Raw genomic sequence first — 19,102 nt, 5'->3', positions numbered from 1 at the left:
TGATCTAAAGTTTTAGAAGAAAGGAGAAGCTGTAGTGGCTTCTCCTTTTTCAATTTCCTTTCACAAAAACCTTAATCCTCCGGATACGGGATAAAAACGAAATTCTGAAACTCCCCGTCTACTACAAACAGGCAACAGAATTCATCAGGGTCTTTATAAGCTGCTTTAAAGTCTTCTACCCTATCCTCCAACACCAGCTGGCGCTGCATAAAATCTTCGAGGTACGATGCATTAATATTCCACTCCAGCGCCATTTCCTCTTTAGCCAGAAAGTTGGAGCCAACCGGCACCTGCGTTCTGCTGAACACAAAGATGGGGTACTTGGAGATATCGCGTTTGCGCACTTGATAAGAGGCTTCGCGCAGGGTTTCGGCCACCACTACAAAATCCTTCGAGATGGTGCCCAGGTATTTACCGTTTAATTCCGGATCGTTTTCCATGGTTGCTTCTTATTTTGCAGTTAGTAAAACTATATTTTCAACGTGGTGCGTCTGCGGGAACATATCCACGGGCTGCACACGTGTTACATCATATTTATCAGATAACAGTTCCAGGTCACGGGCCTGCGTAGCCGGGTTACAGCTTACATAAACGATACGGTCAGCGTGCACCTGCAGCAGTTTCTCTATCACATCGGGGTGCATGCCCGCACGTGGCGGGTCGGTTATCACTACTTCCGGTCTTCCGTGACGGGCAATCAGCTCATCCGACAAAATATCTTTCATATCGCCGGCATAAAAAGTAGTGTTGGTGATGTTGTTAAGACCGGAGTTGATTTTGGCATCCTCAATAGCGCTTGGCACATACTCAATGCCAATTACTTCGCGGGCCTGGCGGGCTACAAAGTTGGCTATAGTTCCGGCACCGGTATAAAGGTCGTATACCAGTTCGTTTCCTGTTAAGCCAGCAAACTCGCGGGTCAGGCGGTATAATTCGTAGGCCTGGTCGGCGTTGGTCTGGTAAAACGACTTTGGCCCCACCTGGAAACGGATATCCTCCATCTGCTCATAAATATAAGGTTGCCCTATGTAGCAGATCACTTCCTGATCGTGGAAAGTATCGTTCATTTTAGGATTCACCACATACTGCAGCGACGTTATCTCCGGAAACTTCGCATACAGGTCATCCAGAATACCATGTATAGCTTCCTGGTCATCATACTTAACCAATAAGATTACCATCAGGTCGCCGGTGTTGGCTGTACGCACGATGAGGTTACGAAGGAAGCCTGTCTGTTTTACTGCATCATAATACTCATATCCTTTAGCGCGAGTATAATCGCGCACTGCCAGGCGAATAGCATTAGACGGATCTGGTTGCAGGTAACAGTGCTGAATGTCCAGAATCTTATCAAATCGGCCCGGCATATGGAAACCTAGCGCATTACGGTCGTAGTCAAGGCCAGACTGTATCTGCTCATTGGTCAACCAGCCGAAGCTTGAGAACGTGAACTCCAGTTTGTTGCGGTAAAATTTATCCTGCTTAGAACCAAGGATCGGATCGAATGCCGGTAGCACAACTTTCCCGATACGCTCCAGGTTATCTTTAACCTGTTTTTCTTTATAGAATAGCTGGGTGTCGTAACTGATGTGCTGCCATTTGCAACCGCCGCAAATGCCAAAATGCTCGCAAAACGGCTGCACGCGTAACTCAGAATACTCTCTGAATTGCACTGGCACGGCTTCCATAAAGCTTTTCTTCTTTTTGGTAACGCGCAGGTCCACTACGTCGCCGGGAGCTACACCGCCTACAAAAATAACCATGTTGTTATGGCGCGCAAGGCATTTGCCTTCGGCCACCATCTCCTCTATCCGTATATTTTCGAGTATCTCGAATGTCTTTTTTTTCTGCTTTCTCACGATGCTGCAAAATTAGCTAATTTTTATGATTTAGCTTTTGGATTCTCAAAACCAATGTGATTCAGTTACACCCTACCCCAACTATAAAGCAAAACAGACAGCCACGTTAGCAGCTGTCTGTTTTGCTTTGAGACTATAACCTTATTTTAATATGCTTCCAGTAAGAAGGCAATATCATCAGACGGAGCAAACTCCATCGGTTTCTGGCCTTGCAGGAAAATTCTTGCTGTTAAGGGACCTAATAACTGAATTTTATCGCTTTCTACGCGCAACATGCTGCCTTCGCGCAAACCGACTACCGGCTGACGGTTATGGCCATGAAATTCCAGGATCCGGGTTTCACGGCTTTCGCCCATGTGTGTCGAATCTGGTATTGGGTCCAGGTAATGTGGGTTGATGTTGAAAGGCACCAGTTCCAGGGCGTCAAGTGTTTTAGGGTGCACGATCGGCATATCATTGGTAGTGCCTATAGTTTTACCAGCTACGTTTGTGCCGGCACTGGTTCCTATGTAAGGCATTCCTTTACGAACACGCTCTTTCAGGGGCTCTACCAGTTTGTTCGCATATAGTTGCTTCAATAGCAGGAATGTATTGCCGCCACCTATAAACACAGCTTCTGCTTCGTTCACAGCTTTTACCGGGTTATCATATTCATGTACACCGGTTACACTTATCCCCCACTTTTCAAAAGTTTCGCGGGCCTTGGCTGTGTAGTCTTTATGCGAAATGCCATTCGGGCGTGCGTAAGGAACGAACAGGATGCTGCTCTTCCCTTTCAGTAACTCTTTTATTTCTGTTTCGGCATGCTCCAGGTAACCGGTGCCATGCGTAGTTGATGTGCTGATCAATAGTAAATTTCTGCTCATACTTCAAAAATATAGAATTTGAATGAGCTATAGTATAGTTACCCTGATTTTTGATTGATTGCTGAAGGTTGAATTGTTTAATGGCTGGATCGGCTAAAGTATAATACGCAAGGTATTGCTTCTCTACAATTAATAACTTATAAACTTTCTAACCTTCTAACTTTCAAACTTTTTAACTCCCAAACTACTTCACTCCTTCTCTTTATTGATAGAGAGCTTCAGTTTTATAGTTTCGGCATAGGGGTCTAGGGCGTGATAAGTGGTGAGGGCGCGTACCAGGCCAATGCTTCTAAGGTCGTAAAAAAACCATAGTTCCACGTAAAAATCGTAAAGCCAGTACAGGTCTATTTTACACCATCCTCTGATGCGGTGATGCAGGTAATGCCCTTCGGTGAGGGCTATTTCTGCCTGCAGGTGCGGGGGCAACTCATTGAATTCTTCGGGGCTGATCATAACTCAAACCGGATACTACACAAACCAACTGAAATAAAAAAAAGGCTGCTCATGGCAGCCTTTCTCATTAACGTAAATAGTTACTGAAAGATTTTAATTCAGAAATAAAGTATACAGCTCGAAGCGGTGAGAAGCAAAGCTCCAGTGCGACGAAGAAGGATGTATCTCAACACCATCTTCATCCATTAATGTGATCGCAAAACCATCGCCCTGGTTCATGGGCTCTGTAAAGTGCTTCACCGGATATATTTTGCCTTCTTCCACCCACTCTTCCGGCTCAAATGCCGGCATCGATGCATCTATACATTTGGCATAAACTGCCATATAGCTCGGAGGTACAAATAAGTTAACCATGTTGTTCTAACTTCAATATCAGAAAAATAATTCCGCCGCTACACCATGGCAGGTGCGGCAGCTACAAACAAAATTACAAAAAGCGTGCCTGTATACTTAACTCAAACCGGTGCAATTAATTGCCTGCTAAAGTGGCCGGATTTCATAGTTACAGCATCATTTGTGGCAGGTATATACTTTTTGTAATGGTAATATAAATCATAAACTGATACAATGCAACCCTGCAGGCTACCTCCTCATAATTATAATTGCCTTGCTTTTATAGTTGCTGTTAAGTATATTCATATGATAATAAACTGATTATCAGCCTCCTTTTACTTTTCACAAATTTAGTTTTATAGTTGCCAGCCACTTTAGACGGAGGTGCGTAGTTAACTATTGCTGTACTTATAGTTACCCTATTACTTTACTACTAAAACCTATGGAAACCAATGAAATGAATAACCGGTACAAGCACACTTTTCCGGTAGCGCCTGGTGTTTGGGGCATGAAGACTGTTTTCGTGAATCTGTATTTTGTAACCGAGCAAGACGGCAACTGGACCCTGATCGACACCGGTGTTTATGGCTCTGCCAGTAAAATAAAAGCGGCAGCCGAAGAACTTTTCGGACAAAACACCGCTCCAAGGTCTATTCTGCTCACTCACGGACATTTTGACCATATTGGCGCTGTAAAAGAACTGGCCAGCGAATGGGAAGTGCCTGTTTACGCACACCCACTAGAGCTTCCTTACCTGACCGGCCGGTCGAGCTACCCGCCACCAGATTCCAGTGTTGGCGGCGGCGGTATGGCGTATATGTCGTTCCTGTACCCTAAAAAGCCTATTAACATTACTAACCATATAGAACTGTTGCCCCAGGACGGATCTGTGCCAGGCCTATCGGACTGGAAGTGGTTGCACACGCCGGGGCATACAGCTGGTCACGTTTCTTTTTACAGGGAAAGCGACAGGGTATTGATTGCCGGCGATGCCTTTATAACACGGCACGGCGAATCGATGACGGCAGTAATGACGCAGAAAAAGCATGTTTACGGTCCTCCTAAATACTATACAACCAACTGGGCCGACGCCCACCACTCCGTCGAAAAACTGGCAAACCTAAGCCCTGCAGTAGCAGCAACAGGCCACGGCATGCCGATGCGCGGACCAAAACTGCAATGGCAACTCGAAGAACTGGTGCGCGAATTCTGGCAGACTGCTGTGCCTGAGCGTGGGCGTTATGTGCAGGAGCCAGCTATAACCGACGAAATGGGTGTGGTATCGGTGCCGCCTGCGGTAAGCAACCCGGCAAATAAAGTGTTGCTGGCAGCTGGCTTGGTTACACTTGCAGGAGCAGCAATACTAACTTTGCGTAACCGGAATGGTAAAAAAAAAGCGGAGAAGATCTATACTTCCGAACGGCCATTTTCTCATAACAGGCCATTAACAGATACCCCGGCAACTATAGACCCTGACTACGACGATCCGCAGGCACATACCAATAATTATCCTTAACAAAAAGGCCGGTAGTTTTGAGCTACCGGCCTTTTTGTTTTTATACATTCCTTTTTAAGATTTGCCTCTGCCAGAACCGCTTTTCTTGCCACCGCCATCTTGTTTATTTACGGTAGCCCAGGCTCTTTTTTCGGCTTCTTTATCGCTTACACCACGCTTCTCATAGCTTTCCTCAATATGCTGCGCCTGGCGCTTCTGCTTATCAGTGTAGGCTGATTTATCTCCTTGTGCCATAATCTATCTGGTTTAATGATACATATGTTACAACCCGAAGGCTACCTATTATGTACGAAACCAGCTTATAAACGGTACAAATTTTAAGAAACCAACTATAAGGCAGAAACTATAGTTATACTTTAAAGATGACTTTAAACGTAGATCCCTTTCCTTCCTCGCTCTGCACCTCTATTTCGTCGCCGTTGTTTTCAAGCATTCTTTTTACAATGTACAGGCCAAGTCCGGAGCCCTCTACATGGGTATGCATCCGCCTGTACATCTGAAACACCTTCTGTCGTTGCGACTCGCTCATGCCCAGGCCGTTATCAGACACACTAAGTACCAGTTGGTCAGGTGTAGGCTTTTCCAGTTTCAGGGTTATTACGGGTACCCGCCCCGGCGATGCGTATTTTATGGCATTAGAAAGCAGGTTATATAAAATGCTGCGCAGGTTATTTTTAGGATATTTAGATAAACTATAGTCTTTCAGGTCTGAAATGATGCGGGCATTACTTTTAGAAATAGCAAACTCCAGGTCTTCTTTTACTTCTTCAAAAAGCTCGGCCAGTATTACAGCTTCTTTTCCGGCACTTGCGTCCTGCAGCCTGGCTATATCAGTCAGGTCGTTTATTACGTTCTTTAACCTGCTGATAGAAGAGGATATCCGGTTAAGTATCTCTTCGTGTTTGTTTTCCTCCAGGTCTTCTTTCAGTACCTCTACCAGGCCTTCGAGGTTAATAACAGGAGCTTTTAAATCGTGAGAGGCGGTGTAAACGAAATTATCCAGGTCGGTATTGATGCGGAGCAGCTCTTGGTTTTTCAGCATCAGCTCTTCGTTCTTACGGCGCTCCGAAAGGTCCCGGGTTACTTTTGAAAAACCGATATGCTTCCCCTGCTTGTTGTAAACAGCAGTAATAATCACGTTGGCCCATATCTGTGTGCCGTCTTTTCGTACGCGCCAGCCCTCATCTTCAAATTTACCTTCGGCCAGGGCCTTGGTAAGTTCGAACTGGGGGTAGTTTCTTTCTAAGGCCTCCTGCGGGTAAAAAGTAGAGAAGTGTTTGCCGATGATCTCTTCGGCCTTATAACCCTTGATATGTTCGGCGCCTTTGTTCCATGTTATAATATGCCCTGTTTTATCCAGCATAAAAATAGCATAGTCGCTTACGCCTTCAATAAGCAAACGGTATAGTTCCTCGTTACCGGCGTTACGTTTTTCTTTGGTATTTTCCTGCGGGGCAGGCAAAGGGTCTTGTAATGTACTCATATGTGAGGCAGTACGAGTTTTAATAATAAAGTAAAGCTTAACCTCTAAATTAGGAAGAACTATGCTACGGAACCAACTAAATCTGATCTATTAAATGCAATATTGATCGCAATCTTTACTATACTTTTAGTTTATAGTTTGGTTTTGTAGTAAAGCAAGATAAAGCGTGCTATTTATAGTTATTACCGCATTAAGGTTTCTGCACACCTAAATTAACCTAAACTATAGCGTTACTTCAAATACCATCTCCGTTTTACCGCTTCAACAAAAAAGCCCGATCAATACGACCGGGCTTCTGCGTTACGTTCTATTCCAACTCTAACCTGGACACCACTTGGTTATAACCGGCAAAAACGCCTAGGCCTCCTTCAATGTTGGTGTACATCACATAAGGCTCGGCAAACGGGTTACCACTATTCTCCCCCTGGTTATCCAATGACTGTTGGTACAGGTAATAATTTCTATCGGCCACTACCAGCACGGCATAAATATGGAAGGGCTTATCTATCGACTCATAATTGTACTCGTAGTAAGACAGTTTCTCTGTAGATAATAGGTCATTCTGGGTTTCTGTGTCGGTATGTATGTTACCATCGCCATAGTCCCAATATAGCCCCTCTCTCTGTATGAACTTTTTACCATTAACGGGATCAGTGTAAGTATACTGTTTGTAAGCCAGGGTTCGGTAATAGTTCGTAATCCCAGGTGCATCACGCCAGGTATAGCTTACCGAATACCGGCGAATATCCTTGCCATAGTAATCTTTTTCTATCGTGTAAGGTGCTTGTATCTCCGTTATCTCGATGCCCTCGGTAGCAGGTATAGTGCAGCTTGCTTCGGCATTTCCTGCCGGTGACATTACTTTTAAACTATAAGTTTTACCGGCAGTAATCGGCCATGTACGGGCATCTGCTTCGTATTGTAACCTTTCCGGGTTGTAAGCCAGTGCAACTACCGAAGCTCCATCCGAAATAGTAACTATAGCATCTTTTACTTTCAGCTGCTCATCCGTCATTTTTCTGCCAATGGCAGGTTGCGTTTTTTGTATCTGTACTACAAGCATCGTGTCCTGTGGCGAGATATAAGAAACTATCACCAGTTTAGATTTGCCCTCAAAAGAATCTAAGTTTTCAACAACACTTTCACAGCCGGTTAATCCAACTATAGCGCTCAGTAACAGGAATGATATTATGTATATTATTTTCATATCAGATTAACTCTACAAACTAGAACTTGAAACCATAACTAACTGACGGGATGATCGGGAAAAGGGAAACCTGCTTGAGCTTGGTCTCCGACTCGTTCTCGTTGTAATACTCTTCCTCTATGTAATAGAAAAATGGATTTTTGCGGTTGTAAGCATTGTAAAAACTGATCTCCCAGGTGCGCTCTCCCCACTTCTTCTTTTTATGGAACTGTATACCCACATCCATGCGGTGGTAAGCAGCCATGCGGCTACTGTTGCGCTCACCATAATCAACTATGGTTTTGGTGTAATAGTACGATGACGAATTGAATTTCGAGGGTTTGTTTGGGCCATCTTTGTAGGTACCTACGGGCATGGTAACGGCATTGCCTGTACCATAAACCCAGGTACCAGATAACGTGATATTATCGCGTAGCTCGTAAACTCCAACCAATGAAATATCGTGGCGACGATCGTAGCGGGCATAGAACTTTTTGCCATAGTTAAGCGAGTCGAACTGCAGCTGCGACCAGGATAACGTGTAGCCAGCCCAACCCGAGAAACGACCTACTTTTTTCTGCAACAGGAACTCTAATCCGTAAGACCAGCCCTGCCCTGCCGTAATATTATCTTCCCAGCTTACTTCTTCAGCACTTTCCGGGTCCTCCACAATCAAAAAGCTGGCTCCTTCTTTGTAACCAATAATGTTATCCGATTTTTTATAGTAGCCTTCTATCGTTAGTGCCAGGTCCTTCTCCAGGAAATCTTTGGCAATGCCTACTGCTACCTGCTGTGACCTTTGCGGCGCGAGGCGGTCTGTAGTTGGTACCCAAAGGTCGGTTGGTAGGCCAATACCGGTGTTGCTGATCAGGTGCACATACTGGTTCATGCGGGCATAAGAGGCTTTCACCGCCAGGTCATCGCGCAGGTTATAGGCTGCTGATATGCGTGGTTCGGGCATAAAATAGCTTTTACCCTCTGTAGCAAAATGGCTTAACCGGAAACCGGCATTAAACCTTAGATTCGGAGTCGGCTTATAAGTATCCTCCACGTAAACCGACGACTCCAGGCTGCTGAGCTTTTGTTCACTATTTTTTGCGCCATCCATATCCGAATCTTTTACAACCAGCGCACTTGGCGTAAACATATGGAACGTAGACTGGAAACCAGCTTTAATGGAGTGTTGCGGACTTGGCAGGTAATCTATATCAAACTTAAGCGCGGCATCCTGAATACCTGAAAAGTAGTTCAGTTCATACTGGCTTTCATCATCCTTTTCTTCTGCTGAGATGTTGAATTTGTAGCGGCTGAAAATGAGGGATGTGTTGGCGAAAAGCTGTTCGTTAAAAAGATGATTCCAGCGAAGTGTGCCTGTTGCATTGCCCCAGTTTACGCCACCGTTAGTTTCACTGTCTTCGTTGTCATCTTTGTAATAAAAGCGGTCCTGCCCGAAGTAGCCGCTCAGGTATAGTTTGTTTTTGCGGCCAAAGTCGTAATTCACTTTTGTGTTCAAGTCATAAAAGTAATAGCCTACTTTCTCCTCATTTGGCATAAACGGCCGGGCCAGTACATCGGCATACGTTCTGCGCCCCGAGATCAGGAACGAAGATTTTCCTTGCTTCAACGGTCCTTCCACCATCAGCCTGGATGATATAAGCCCGATGCCACCTTCTCCGTGAATCTCTTCTTTGTTGCCTTCTTTCATGTTAAGCTCTATCACCGAAGACAGCCTGCCGCCATAGCGAGCCGGGAATCCGCCTTTGGTCAGCTCTACACTTTTAAGCGCATCGCCGTTAAACAGCGAGAAGAAACCGAACAGGTGCGAAGCATTGTAAACGGTAGCATCATCCAGTATAATCAGGTTCTGATCCGGGCCGCCGCCGCGCACATAAATTCCGCTGTTGCCTTCGCTGCCTTTCTGCACACCCGGCATTAGCTGCAACACTTTCATTACATCCTTCTCGCCCAGCAGCATCGGTATATTCTTTATCTGCGTAACCGGCACATCGATCTTGCTCATCTCCACCGACCGGCTCACTTTCTCAACACGTTCGGCTACCACTTCCACTTCTTTTAAAGAAGTTTCAATTCGTTGCAGATCGATGTTAAGCTCCAAATTCTGGCGCATTGCTATAGTTCGGACTTCCTGTTTGTAGCCAAGGTAGCCAAAAGCCAGCCGAACGGAATCTGTAGCAGGCAAAGTAAGGGAGTAAAACCCGTAGGTGTTGGTGCTTGTGCTGATAACTGTACCCGGCTGGAAAATACTGACCCCGATAAGTTGCTCGCCGCTGCCTTTTTCGCGCACGTAACCGCTTATGGTATACTTACTTTGGCCAAAGGTGATACCTACACTGCACATAAGCAGCAGGAGTGTAAAAAGTTGTTTCATAGCTACTAAACAATTAAACGATTCTACAAAAATATTTAATTTTTGCTAGCTATAATCGGGCCAAGAATAGAAGTTTTAGTTTATTCGGAAAATAGTATACAAAAGCTTTATAATCACCTATAGAACACTGCTTTTTATATACAAATCAGATGGCTGGAATTATAGCCTTCTTTTAATGTTTAAGCAAGATCAATACAATCATTTCAGAATACCCATTCACCTATAATTGCCTACCTTTGCACTATGATTTCGATGAGGCAGTTATTTTTAAAGCACCAGGCGCAAACATCAGATTTTCCGCTTATGATTGAAGTGGAGAAGGCCGAAGGGGTGTATATGTATGGAGCAAACGGCGAACGCTACCTGGACCTGATCTCAGGAATTGGGGTAAGCAATGTTGGTCACCGTCACCCGCGCGTGGTGAATGCCATAAAAGAACAACTGGAAAAGTATATGCACCTGATGGTGTACGGCGAATTTGTGCAGGCTCCACAGGCCAAACTATCCGAAGCACTCACCAGCACACTGCCACCTCGCCTTAACAATGTGTATTTGCTTAACTCCGGAACCGAAGCTGTAGAAGGCGCTTTAAAACTTGCAAAACGCTACACCGGCCGCACCGAACTTATTTCGTGCAGAAATGCCTATCACGGTTCTACGCAAGGTGCCTTATCTGTAAATGGCAGCGAGAGTTTTAAAAATGCGTTCCGCCCGCTATTGCCCGATGTTCGCCACATTCGTTACATTAACCTCCCCGACCTGCAGGACATTACGACCCGCACAGCAGCGGTTATAGTTGAGACCGTACAAGGCGAAGCCGGCGTACGTGTACCTGAAAACAGGTACCTGCAACACCTGCGTGCCCGCTGTACTGAAGTTGGTGCCTTGCTGATTTTAGATGAGATACAATGTGGTTTTGGCCGCACCGGCACATTCTGGGCTTTCGAGCAATTTGATATTGAGCCTGATATTTTACTGTGCGCTAAAGGAATGGGTGGGGGAATGCCCATCGGGGCTTTTATAGCGCCGCAAGAGATCATGGCTGCTTTTAAAACTGACCCTATACTTGGCCACTGTACTACCTTTGGCGGTCACCCGGTGTCCTGCGCTGCATCGCTGGCTACCTTGCAAACTATACAGCAAGAGAATCTTTTAGAAGGTGTTGCCGCAAAAGCCGAGTTATTCAAGAAACTGTTAGTTCATCCGCGCATCAAGGAGATACGCAATTGTGGTTTGATGATGGCAGCCGAGTTTGAGTCGTTTGATGTTCTGAAAGCTATTATTGACAGAGCTATTGAGAATGGCGTACTTACCGACTGGTTCCTGTTCTGCGATAACTCCATGCGTATTGCTCCGCCGCTAACTATAACTGAAGCTCAAATAGAAGAAGCCTGCGAGATCATCCTTCGGTCTATTAATGAGACGGTTGGGAAGTAAGCCGTTGTCTGAATCAGGATGTTGAGGACCTAGCAGCGTGCGCAGCACCTGCTAGTGTCTAGTTTTATAGTTATTGTTTTTACCCACCCCTGCCCCTCCCAAGAGGGGATTTTTCTGCTATTGTTTCCTTTGGCTTTTTAGTCCTATAGTTACAGCCTGTCACGCGGACAGGTCGCGACCCGTCTCTACAATCCCATTTGCAAGTAACTTCAAATATAAAACTCAGATTTCTCACACTGGTCTAAATGACAATAAAACAGAAGGCATAAAAAAACCGGGCTGACAGAAACTGCCAGCCCGGTTAAACTATAGTTCAAGCTATAAATTAGTTGCCAGTTGAAGTCGTAGCACCTGCGGGCTCCTGCTTCTTCTGATCCTTATATTTACCGTCAAACTTTTTGTACAGATACTGTTGCTTGTCGTTAAGGTTGATTTTACGGCCCTGAATGAAAGCGTGCGTTACGTTATTGGTGCGCATATCCAGCAGGTCGCCGGATGATACTACTATAGTTGCGTCTTTGCCAACTTCTACAGAACCAGCATGCTTGTCGATACCTAAAATTTTAGCTGTGTTTAGTGTTACAGAAGCCAGCGCCTGCTCTTTATCTAAACCGAAGGCTGCTGCTGTACCGGCTATAAAAGGCAGGTTACGTGTGCCGTGAATGCTCAAATCGTAATCTAACGCGAACTGGATGCCGGCTTTGTGCAGCAGGTAAGGTGTTTTGTAGGGCTGGTACACATCTTCTTCGGCACGAGATGGCAGGGCGTGAACTCCGGAGTAAATAACCGGAATGTTGTTCGCCTTCAGGAAATCAGCTACGGCCAGGGCATCGCCCGCTCCAACTATAACAATATCCTTTACACCATGCTGCTTCACAAAATTAACCGACTCGATGATCTCTTTGCCATAGTTGGCATGGATGTATAGTTTCTTAGAGCCATCAAACAAACCAGCCATAGAGCTTAGCTTTAGATTTTCGGTACCGTTCTTGGCAGCCTTAAACACAGCAGCGTCGCTCAGCAACTGACCCAAATCGCGCAGTGTTTCTTCGCGGCGGTCTTTCATGCGGTTCAGGCGCTCGTCCTGCTCTTTGTTGCCAGTCGGGATCAGCATAGCTGGCCAGTTCAGGTGTATACCTCCATCAGCTTTTACAACGGCATCTTCCCAGTTCCAGGCATCCAGCTGCACCACCGACGATGAGCCAGCTATAGTTCCGCCTATCGGTGTAAGCTGAGTCATCAGTACGCCATTGGCACGTACCGTCGGGATGATATCGGAATCCGTGTTATAGGCAACTACAGAACGCACGTTTGGATTGAAATCACCTACTTCGCGCCAGTCTATAGTTGCACGCACGCTTTCAATCTCATTTAACCCAAGGCTAGAGTTTGGCTGGATAAGGCCCGGGTAAATGTGCTGGCCTGTTACGTCTACCACTTCGTAGCCGCTTAAGTTAGCGCCACTCTGCGGACCAGCATAGGTTATCTTGCCATTTTCAAAGCCTACAGCAGCATTCTCTACTACCTTGCCATTGCCTACGTGCAGGGTCGCACCTTTCAGCAACACAGGTTTGCTTTGTTTAGCAGCCGGAGCGGGCACCTGCGCAAATGCAGCAGTACTCAGCAATAAAGCTGCAAAAGCGGATATATATCTTTTATGAATTTTCATGTCTTAAATCAGCTTTAAAAATTAGTACGCCAGGTAGCTTTCTTCCTCGTGGTGCTCTACATCTTCGCAGTGCATAACGCTCGCCTTTTTTATAGTTGGGTTCTGCGTTTTAGCACCACCGGCTTTGGCAGTCAGCATTTTCTGAATCAGGCGCATGCGCTCTTTTTCCATGTCCTGCTGCAGTTGTTCGTCGCGTTCGGCATCGTAGTAAGCTACACCATCCACAAAGGTCTTTTCAGGGCGAGCGTAGATAGACAGCGGGTGGTTGTTCCATAGTACCACGTCGGCATCTTTACCGGCTTTCAGGCTACCCATTCTATCATCCAGGTGCAAAAGTTTAGCAGGGTTTAGTGTTACCATTTTCAGTGCATCTTCTTCACTTACGCCGGCATACTTCACGCTTTTGGCAGCTTCCTGGTTCAGGCGGCGGGCCATCTCGGCATCATCAGAGTTAATGGCTGTAACTACGCCCAGGTTGTGCATGATACCTGCATTCTGTGGTATCGCATCTTTCACTTCCATTTTGTAAGCCCACCAGTCAGAGAAGGTTGAGCCGCCAGCTCCGTGCTGTGCCATTTTATCAGCCACTTTATATCCTTCCAGGATGTGCGTGAACGTGTTCACTTTAAAGCCCATCTGGTCAGCTACCTTGATCATCATGTTAATTTCAGACTGCACGTAAGAGTGGCAGGTAATGTGACGTTTGCCATTCAGAATCTCTACCAATGTTTCCAGTTCCAGGTCGCGGCGCGGTGCTGCGGTTTTAGACTGCTGTCTTTTTGATAGCTTGTTATAGTTCTTCCAGGTTTGTTCGTATTCTTTGGCTCTTGTAAAGGCATCTATATACACCTGCTCCACACCCATTCTGGATTGCGGGAAACGTATAGTTTGCGCATTACCCCAGTTGCTTTGCTTCACGTTCTCGCCTAATGCAAATTTGATGAAGCCATCAGCACCATCAACCAACAGGTCCTGCGGGCTTTTACCCCAGCGCAGTTTTATAATAGCCGACTGACCACCAACCGGGTTAGCCGAACCGTGCAGCAACTGTGAAGTAGTAACACCACCAGCCAGCTGACGGTAAATGTTGATGTCGTCAGAGTTAACCACATCCTGCATGCGTACTTCGGCGGTCACGGCCTGGCTGCCTTCGTTCACGGCGTTCAGGGCGATGTGCGAGTGTTCGTCTATGATACCCGGTGTTACGTGCTTGCCAGTTCCGTCTATTACTTTGGCTCCGGATTCGCTCAGGTTCTTGCCTACTTTAGCAATTTTGCCATTCTTCAGCAGTACATCCGCATTCTCCAGTTTACCATCTTTCTCGTTCGTCCAGACAGTGGCATTTTTGATAAGTACAGTTTCCTGCTTTGGCATTTCAGCAGCACCATAAGCACGGAACGGGTAGATCAACTGGCCAACTTCAACTAACTCAGCTTTTTTGGCGGAATCCTTTTTATCCTGCTGCGTCATGGCTTCCGAGAATGTAGCCGACCATTTAACCGAGCTTGCATCCGGCAACTGGCCTTCGCCCTGCAGGCTTTTATCAGCCAGCCAGCCGCTCAGGCGTATCGTTTCGTTGCTCTTTTTGCTGTCGGCAAAAGAAAGCGTAACCAAGTTGCCACTGAAAGTGATCTTGCCTTTTACCGTGTCGGCACCGATAACAGAAAGCTCCGGCTTATCAGGTGTACCGGCAATTTTCAGTTTCTTGGATGTGTTGTTGCCGATCTTTAAGGTGTAAACGCCTCTGTAATCTGATGGCACTTCTGTAATCTTGTAGCGGTCGCCCTGCACCCAGTTCTCCAGGATAATGTTATCGTTGGCGAACAGGTTGCCGGATGTAACTATAAAGTTGGCCAGTTTACCTTCGCCCAGGCTACCAACCATGTGCTCGGCTTTCAGTAATTTAGCTGGCGTGGCTGTCAGGGCTTTCAGTGCTTCTTCTTCCGACAAGCCATAGTTTACCGCTTTGCGCACATTCGGCAAAAAGTCTTTTTTATCTTTCAGGTCAGACGCGGTGAAGGCAAATGTAACACCTGCTTTGGCAAGTATACCGGCGTTTGAAGGAGCCATTTCCCAGTGTTTCATAGCCTCCAGTGGCACTCTACGCGCATCATAAGGGTCTTCCACGTTATAGGCATCCGGGTAGTTAACTGAAACGATGAGCGGCGCATTTGTCGCCTTCACTTCCTTCAGCATCTGGTACTCGTCGCCGTTGGTTTTAATGATATACTGTGTTTTAAACTCATCACCCACTTTGTCGGCACGCAGCACACCCAGTTTATCATCGGCTTCAAATATCTGCGGGAATTTACCGGCATCTGTAAATGCCTTTAATGAGATGTTCTGCTCACGGCCCGGGTTCTGCGCATTCCATTTTGCATCCAGGTAGGTTTGGCGCAACAGGGCAATCGAACCCATTAAAGAGCTTGGGTAATCCTGGGTTGAACTACCTTTGTCGAAGGACAGCGCGGCAGCAGCTTTGTCCAGAACTATAACTTCGTTCTCGCGTTTGTCGGCTAGTGTTACAAGGGCGGCAGTACCACGGGAAATACCATCCTGATGTATGGTCAGTACTGTACCGAAGCCTTGCTTACGCAGTTCTTCGGCTTGTTTTTTATCAGCTTTAAACAGTTCTACAGCATTGGTCTCCGGGCGGATAGCCTGGTTCCAGTTATAAGCTCCTTGTTTGTTCGATTCCAGTTGCGGCGCTCCGCCCCAGGTACGCTGCGGTCGCTTTACTTCCGGCAAACCATAGTTGCTGTACATATCCACGAACCCCGGGTAAATGTGCTTGCCTTTGGCATCAACTACTACAGCGCCCGCAGGCACTTTTACATTGGTACCCACAGCTTCTACTTTACCATTACGGATAATAAGTGTAGCGTTGGTTAGTGTGGTTTTGTAATCGGTGTGAATGGTGGCGTTGGTAAGCGCTACCAGTCCCGGGCGCTCGTCGTACACGCCATTGCGCGGAAAAGTCTCCTGCGCCATCGCGCTGCCGGCTCCTAAAGCAAGACAGGCTGCAATGGTTAAGATTTTCTTCATGGGTTATAGTAAAAGTGAGAGTATAGTTTTAGAGTAAGTTTAGGTCAATCAAATATAATGATATGGCTGTTAATACTGAGAACAATCATTAAAAAATATCATTGGTTCCCAGACGTTGGATTTTATCAAAATTAGATAGTATCTTACTCCGAGCTTAGCTATTTGCAAGTAGCACCTGCTTGTATGGCGGCTAAAATTCTTACTATACATTTATGCGCTTTCGTAACATCCTGCTGATTTCGCTACTGGCCTTGCTGTGCCCTGCATTCCTGTCTTCCACTATAGCACAAACCCCGGACTCTACAGTTGTATCTAAAGAAAAAACGAAAGGCCTGATACCAATCCCGGTGCTGTACTATACACCCGACACAAAACTGGGCTTTGGCGTGGCCCTAATCGGATTTATTAAACTGCAAAGCAAAGTTGACAGTAGTTACACCCGTCTTTCATCAGCTAAACTGATTGCAGACTATACCCTGAACAAGCAGATGGACCAGTGGCTGGAATGGACCATTTTTACCCGTGATGAACGATACCTGCTTCGTGGTGAACTGCGCCACCGCGTGTACACCGATCGGTTTTACGGCACCGGCAATAACAGTTCGCTGGATGATGAAGAGAAATACGAATACGACATGATCGGGACAAAACTGGCCGGACTTAAAAATATTGGCAAACGCATGTTCCTGGGCCCTGATCTGCAGCTTACCAAATACTACAACCATAAAACCAACCCCATTGCCGAAGACAGGCCAAGCCAGCTGGAAGAACGGGCTATAAGCGGCTACAAAGGGGGCCTGAATAATGGCCTTGGACTGGTATTTCTGCTTGATAGCCGCGATAATGTGTCGTATGCTGGCAATGGCATGTTGCTGGAAGTGTCGGGGTACAGGTTTGGCAGTTTGCTGGGTGGCGATTTTGATTACAGTAACTATAACGTTAACTTCAGTAAGTACTTTACCATAAAGCCAAACCATATTTTAGCCAGCAATACAGTACTGACTATAAACACCGACGAAGTACCTTTTATGCGGATGGCAACTATAGGCGGCGACCGTTTACTGCGTGGCTACGCCCGAAGCCGTTACATGGCAAAAAATGTGATAGCCACGCAGGCAGAATATCGTTTCCCGGTGTGGAGGCGGTTTAGCATGGTAGCTTTTACGGGTGTAGGCGATGTGTTTGACAACACCGCTGACCTGGAATTTGACAAGCTAAAATACACTATAGGCACCGGCTTACGATTTGCCCTAAACCCTGAGGAAAAGATAAACATAAGAGTAGATGCAGGTTATGGCAGAGAGGGCATAAACTTTTTTGTTGTGTTAGGTGAAGCTTTTTAGGTTTGTAACGTAAAGTATACCTTTGCAAAACAGCTACCCTAAAAAACTAAATGTCTTTCCCGCTGCTTCACAAACTTCCGTTACTTCAAAAGATCGTCGTGGTGGGGTTTGTGCTGGCTATAGTTTTAATACCTGCTTTTACGGCGCCCCTGGCTTTGCTGGCCGGTCTTATAGTTGGTTTGTTGCTGGGTAATCCGTGGCAGAAATATACTATAATTGCCTCTAAATATGCGTTGCAGGTGGCCGTGGTCGGGCTTGGTTTTGGCATCGATCTTTACCAGGTAAGCGAGACCGGGCTGATGGGTATAGTTTACACCGCAACGTCCCTTATCCTGACATTGACAGCAGGTTACTTTATTGGCAGGGCTTTTAAGATTAGGCCAAAACTATCGCACCTGGTTGGGGTTGGTACTGCTATTTGCGGTGGCAGCGCCATTGCGGCGGTAGCACCAACTATAAAAGCCGAACCACAGGAAATATCTGTATCGCTGGCTATCGTTTTTATCCTGAATGCGGTGGCGCTATTTGTGTTTCCGGTTGCCGGTGAGTGGCTAAACTTAACACAGCAGCAGTTTGGCATGTGGGCCGCCATTGCCATACACGACACCAGTTCGGTGGTTGGGGCAGCCAGCAAGTTTGGCAACGAAGCACTACAGATCGCCACCACCCTTAAACTTACCCGCGCCCTCTGGATCGTACCGATGGTCTTACTATCCGCATTCCTGTTCAAAAGCAAGGAGACCAAACTGAAACTGCCGCTTTTTATACCCCTGTTTTTACTGGCTTCTGTGCTTTTTACCTTTGCAGGACCGGTTGCAACTATAGCGCCTATGGTTGTAACTATAGCCAAAAAACTCCTGGTGCTCAGCCTCTTCCTGATTGGGGTTAACGTAAATCCGGCTACTTTAAAAATGATAAGTGTTCGTCCGTTCTGGCAAGGTTTATTACTGTGGCTGCTTGTGGCAGGCGTTTCGCTTGCTGCTGTTCTTTACCTCATCTAACTATAGTTTACTCTTTTTCTGCACCGGACGCGCTTTACCCGTGAACTATATTTCTGTTTATCAGGAACTTGATGCGCTTAAAAATTGTACTGTTTTAGTATGCATGAATATATGTTCATGTAATCAATAAACACGATATTATGAACAGCTTACAGATAAGGTTAGATAAGAAGAAGTTGGAACGAGCTGCCTATGTTTTAAAGAGCGTAGCACACCCGATACGCATCAGTATTATAGACCTGCTGGAGCAACGCGACCGCCTTAGCGTGACCGAGCTACAGGAGGCGTTGCATATCGAGCAGTCGTTGCTCTCGCATCACCTTACCAACATGCGCGATAAGGGCGTGCTGGATACAAAACGCGAAGGCAAAAACGTTTATTATTCGCTTACCGATACCACCATCAGCCACATTATTGAATGCATAAACGGCTGTCGTAAATTTTAAGCTGATGGCGGATTACGAACACTACATCAGCACTTAATTACAGCCACTTTTAAGGCAAAATACAGCAACATTCGGT

At 46.2% G+C, this 19,102-nt stretch carries 16 protein-coding genes; 5 read left to right on the top strand and 11 right to left on the bottom strand.

What is annotated here, in order from left to right:
* Positions 1-71 precede the first annotated feature (71 nt).
* The 5 genes from ABS362_RS09950 to ABS362_RS09930 form a co-directional block, all read right to left on the bottom strand.
* Positions 72-440 carry a hypothetical protein gene (locus ABS362_RS09950; RefSeq protein ID WP_350412296.1) on the bottom strand — a complete coding sequence of 123 codons (369 nt, stop codon included), beginning with the start codon at positions 438-440 and terminating at the stop codon, positions 72-74.
* 9 nt (positions 441-449) lie between these two features.
* A complete protein-coding gene (rlmD, locus tag ABS362_RS09945; RefSeq protein WP_350412295.1) occupies positions 450-1,859 on the bottom strand; it encodes a 23S rRNA (uracil(1939)-C(5))-methyltransferase RlmD in 1,410 nt (469 codons plus the stop codon).
* A gap of 146 nt (positions 1,860-2,005) precedes the next feature.
* The gene (pepE, locus tag ABS362_RS09940; RefSeq protein WP_350412293.1) at positions 2,006-2,725 is read right to left on the bottom strand and encodes a dipeptidase PepE; all 720 of its coding nucleotides are present in this window, start codon (positions 2,723-2,725) and stop codon (positions 2,006-2,008) included.
* Between the two features lie 189 nt (positions 2,726-2,914).
* A complete protein-coding gene (locus ABS362_RS09935; RefSeq protein WP_350412292.1) occupies positions 2,915-3,178 on the bottom strand; it encodes a hypothetical protein in 264 nt (87 codons plus the stop codon).
* 93 nt (positions 3,179-3,271) lie between these two features.
* Positions 3,272-3,532, bottom strand: coding sequence for a hypothetical protein (locus ABS362_RS09930; RefSeq protein ID WP_350412290.1), 261 nt, complete (start codon positions 3,530-3,532; stop codon positions 3,272-3,274).
* Between the two features lie 421 nt (positions 3,533-3,953).
* On the opposite strand from ABS362_RS09930, the gene ABS362_RS09925 reads away from it, so the two are divergent.
* Positions 3,954-5,027, top strand: a complete 1,074-nt coding sequence (locus ABS362_RS09925) for an MBL fold metallo-hydrolase (protein ID WP_350412289.1) — start codon at positions 3,954-3,956, stop codon at positions 5,025-5,027.
* Positions 5,028-5,081: 54 nt separating this feature from the next.
* Here ABS362_RS09925 and ABS362_RS09920 read toward each other — a convergent pair whose 3' ends face one another.
* The 4 genes from ABS362_RS09920 to ABS362_RS09905 all read right to left on the bottom strand — a co-directional run bounded on the left by ABS362_RS09920 (position 5,082) and on the right by ABS362_RS09905 (position 10,085).
* Positions 5,082-5,261 (bottom strand): hypothetical protein, encoded by a 180-nt coding sequence (locus tag ABS362_RS09920; RefSeq protein ID WP_350412288.1) that lies wholly within the window; start codon positions 5,259-5,261, stop codon positions 5,082-5,084.
* A 115-nt stretch (positions 5,262-5,376) separates the two neighbouring features.
* A complete protein-coding gene (locus tag ABS362_RS09915) occupies positions 5,377-6,510 on the bottom strand; it encodes a sensor histidine kinase (protein ID WP_350412287.1) in 1,134 nt (377 codons plus the stop codon).
* Between the two features lie 307 nt (positions 6,511-6,817).
* The gene (locus ABS362_RS09910) at positions 6,818-7,717 is read right to left on the bottom strand and encodes a DUF4249 domain-containing protein (RefSeq protein ID WP_350412286.1); all 900 of its coding nucleotides are present in this window, start codon (positions 7,715-7,717) and stop codon (positions 6,818-6,820) included.
* A 19-nt stretch (positions 7,718-7,736) separates the two neighbouring features.
* Positions 7,737-10,085 (bottom strand): TonB-dependent receptor, encoded by a 2,349-nt coding sequence (locus ABS362_RS09905; RefSeq protein ID WP_350412285.1) that lies wholly within the window; start codon positions 10,083-10,085, stop codon positions 7,737-7,739.
* 243 nt (positions 10,086-10,328) lie between these two features.
* Between ABS362_RS09905 and ABS362_RS09900 the strand changes: the two genes are divergently transcribed.
* Positions 10,329-11,522, top strand: coding sequence for an aspartate aminotransferase family protein (locus ABS362_RS09900; protein WP_434086521.1), 1,194 nt, complete (start codon positions 10,329-10,331; stop codon positions 11,520-11,522).
* A gap of 325 nt (positions 11,523-11,847) precedes the next feature.
* Here the strand turns inward: ABS362_RS09900 and ABS362_RS09895 are convergent, their stop codons facing one another.
* Together ABS362_RS09895 and ABS362_RS09890 are read right to left on the bottom strand one after the other, a co-directional pair.
* Positions 11,848-13,191, bottom strand: coding sequence for an amidohydrolase family protein (locus ABS362_RS09895; protein WP_350412284.1), 1,344 nt, complete (start codon positions 13,189-13,191; stop codon positions 11,848-11,850).
* Positions 13,192-13,212: 21 nt separating this feature from the next.
* Positions 13,213-16,236 (bottom strand): amidohydrolase family protein, encoded by a 3,024-nt coding sequence (locus tag ABS362_RS09890; RefSeq protein WP_350412283.1) that lies wholly within the window; start codon positions 16,234-16,236, stop codon positions 13,213-13,215.
* Positions 16,237-16,448: 212 nt separating this feature from the next.
* Here ABS362_RS09890 and ABS362_RS09885 point away from each other — a divergent pair, with 212 nt between their 5' ends.
* From ABS362_RS09885 to ABS362_RS09875, 3 genes are all read left to right on the top strand, one after another.
* Complete coding sequence (locus tag ABS362_RS09885) at positions 16,449-17,579, top strand: BamA/TamA family outer membrane protein (RefSeq protein ID WP_350412282.1); 1,131 nt, start codon at positions 16,449-16,451, stop codon at positions 17,577-17,579.
* 50 nt (positions 17,580-17,629) lie between these two features.
* The gene (locus tag ABS362_RS09880; RefSeq protein WP_350412281.1) at positions 17,630-18,580 is read left to right on the top strand and encodes a YeiH family protein; all 951 of its coding nucleotides are present in this window, start codon (positions 17,630-17,632) and stop codon (positions 18,578-18,580) included.
* A 140-nt stretch (positions 18,581-18,720) separates the two neighbouring features.
* The gene (locus tag ABS362_RS09875) at positions 18,721-19,026 is read left to right on the top strand and encodes an ArsR/SmtB family transcription factor (protein WP_350412280.1); all 306 of its coding nucleotides are present in this window, start codon (positions 18,721-18,723) and stop codon (positions 19,024-19,026) included.
* The last annotated feature ends 76 nt before the right edge of the window (positions 19,027-19,102 follow it).

Origin of the sequence: Pontibacter populi (assembly GCF_040278685.1) — a bacterium.
Taxonomy (GTDB): Bacteria; Bacteroidota; Bacteroidia; order Cytophagales; family Hymenobacteraceae; genus Pontibacter; species Pontibacter populi.
The sequence above is the reverse complement of the archived record's forward strand: the minus strand, read 5'-3'. Positions and strand labels throughout refer to the sequence as shown.

What these genes read in the sequence shown, in the direction of transcription:
- ABS362_RS09950 (WP_350412296.1), bottom strand. Translation starts at nt 440, where the DNA reads ATGGAAAACGATCCGGAATTAAACGGTAAATACCTGGGCACCATCTCG.
- pepE (WP_350412293.1), bottom strand. Translation starts at nt 2,725, where the DNA reads ATGAGCAGAAATTTACTATTGATCAGCACATCAACTACGCATGGCACC.
- ABS362_RS09935 (WP_350412292.1), bottom strand. Translation starts at nt 3,178, where the DNA reads ATGATCAGCCCCGAAGAATTCAATGAGTTGCCCCCGCACCTGCAGGCA.
- ABS362_RS09930 (WP_350412290.1), bottom strand. Translation starts at nt 3,532, where the DNA reads ATGGTTAACTTATTTGTACCTCCGAGCTATATGGCAGTTTATGCCAAA.
- ABS362_RS09925 (WP_350412289.1), top strand. Translation starts at nt 3,954, where the DNA reads ATGGAAACCAATGAAATGAATAACCGGTACAAGCACACTTTTCCGGTA.
- ABS362_RS09920 (WP_350412288.1), bottom strand. Translation starts at nt 5,261, where the DNA reads ATGGCACAAGGAGATAAATCAGCCTACACTGATAAGCAGAAGCGCCAG.
- ABS362_RS09915 (WP_350412287.1), bottom strand. Translation starts at nt 6,510, where the DNA reads ATGAGTACATTACAAGACCCTTTGCCTGCCCCGCAGGAAAATACCAAA.
- ABS362_RS09910 (WP_350412286.1), bottom strand. Translation starts at nt 7,717, where the DNA reads ATGAAAATAATATACATAATATCATTCCTGTTACTGAGCGCTATAGTT.
- ABS362_RS09905 (WP_350412285.1), bottom strand. Translation starts at nt 10,085, where the DNA reads ATGAAACAACTTTTTACACTCCTGCTGCTTATGTGCAGTGTAGGTATC.
- ABS362_RS09900 (WP_434086521.1), top strand. Translation starts at nt 10,329, where the DNA reads ATGATTTCGATGAGGCAGTTATTTTTAAAGCACCAGGCGCAAACATCA.
- ABS362_RS09895 (WP_350412284.1), bottom strand. Translation starts at nt 13,191, where the DNA reads ATGAAAATTCATAAAAGATATATATCCGCTTTTGCAGCTTTATTGCTG.
- ABS362_RS09890 (WP_350412283.1), bottom strand. Translation starts at nt 16,236, where the DNA reads ATGAAGAAAATCTTAACCATTGCAGCCTGTCTTGCTTTAGGAGCCGGC.
- ABS362_RS09885 (WP_350412282.1), top strand. Translation starts at nt 16,449, where the DNA reads ATGCGCTTTCGTAACATCCTGCTGATTTCGCTACTGGCCTTGCTGTGC.
- ABS362_RS09880 (WP_350412281.1), top strand. Translation starts at nt 17,630, where the DNA reads ATGTCTTTCCCGCTGCTTCACAAACTTCCGTTACTTCAAAAGATCGTC.
- ABS362_RS09875 (WP_350412280.1), top strand. Translation starts at nt 18,721, where the DNA reads ATGAACAGCTTACAGATAAGGTTAGATAAGAAGAAGTTGGAACGAGCT.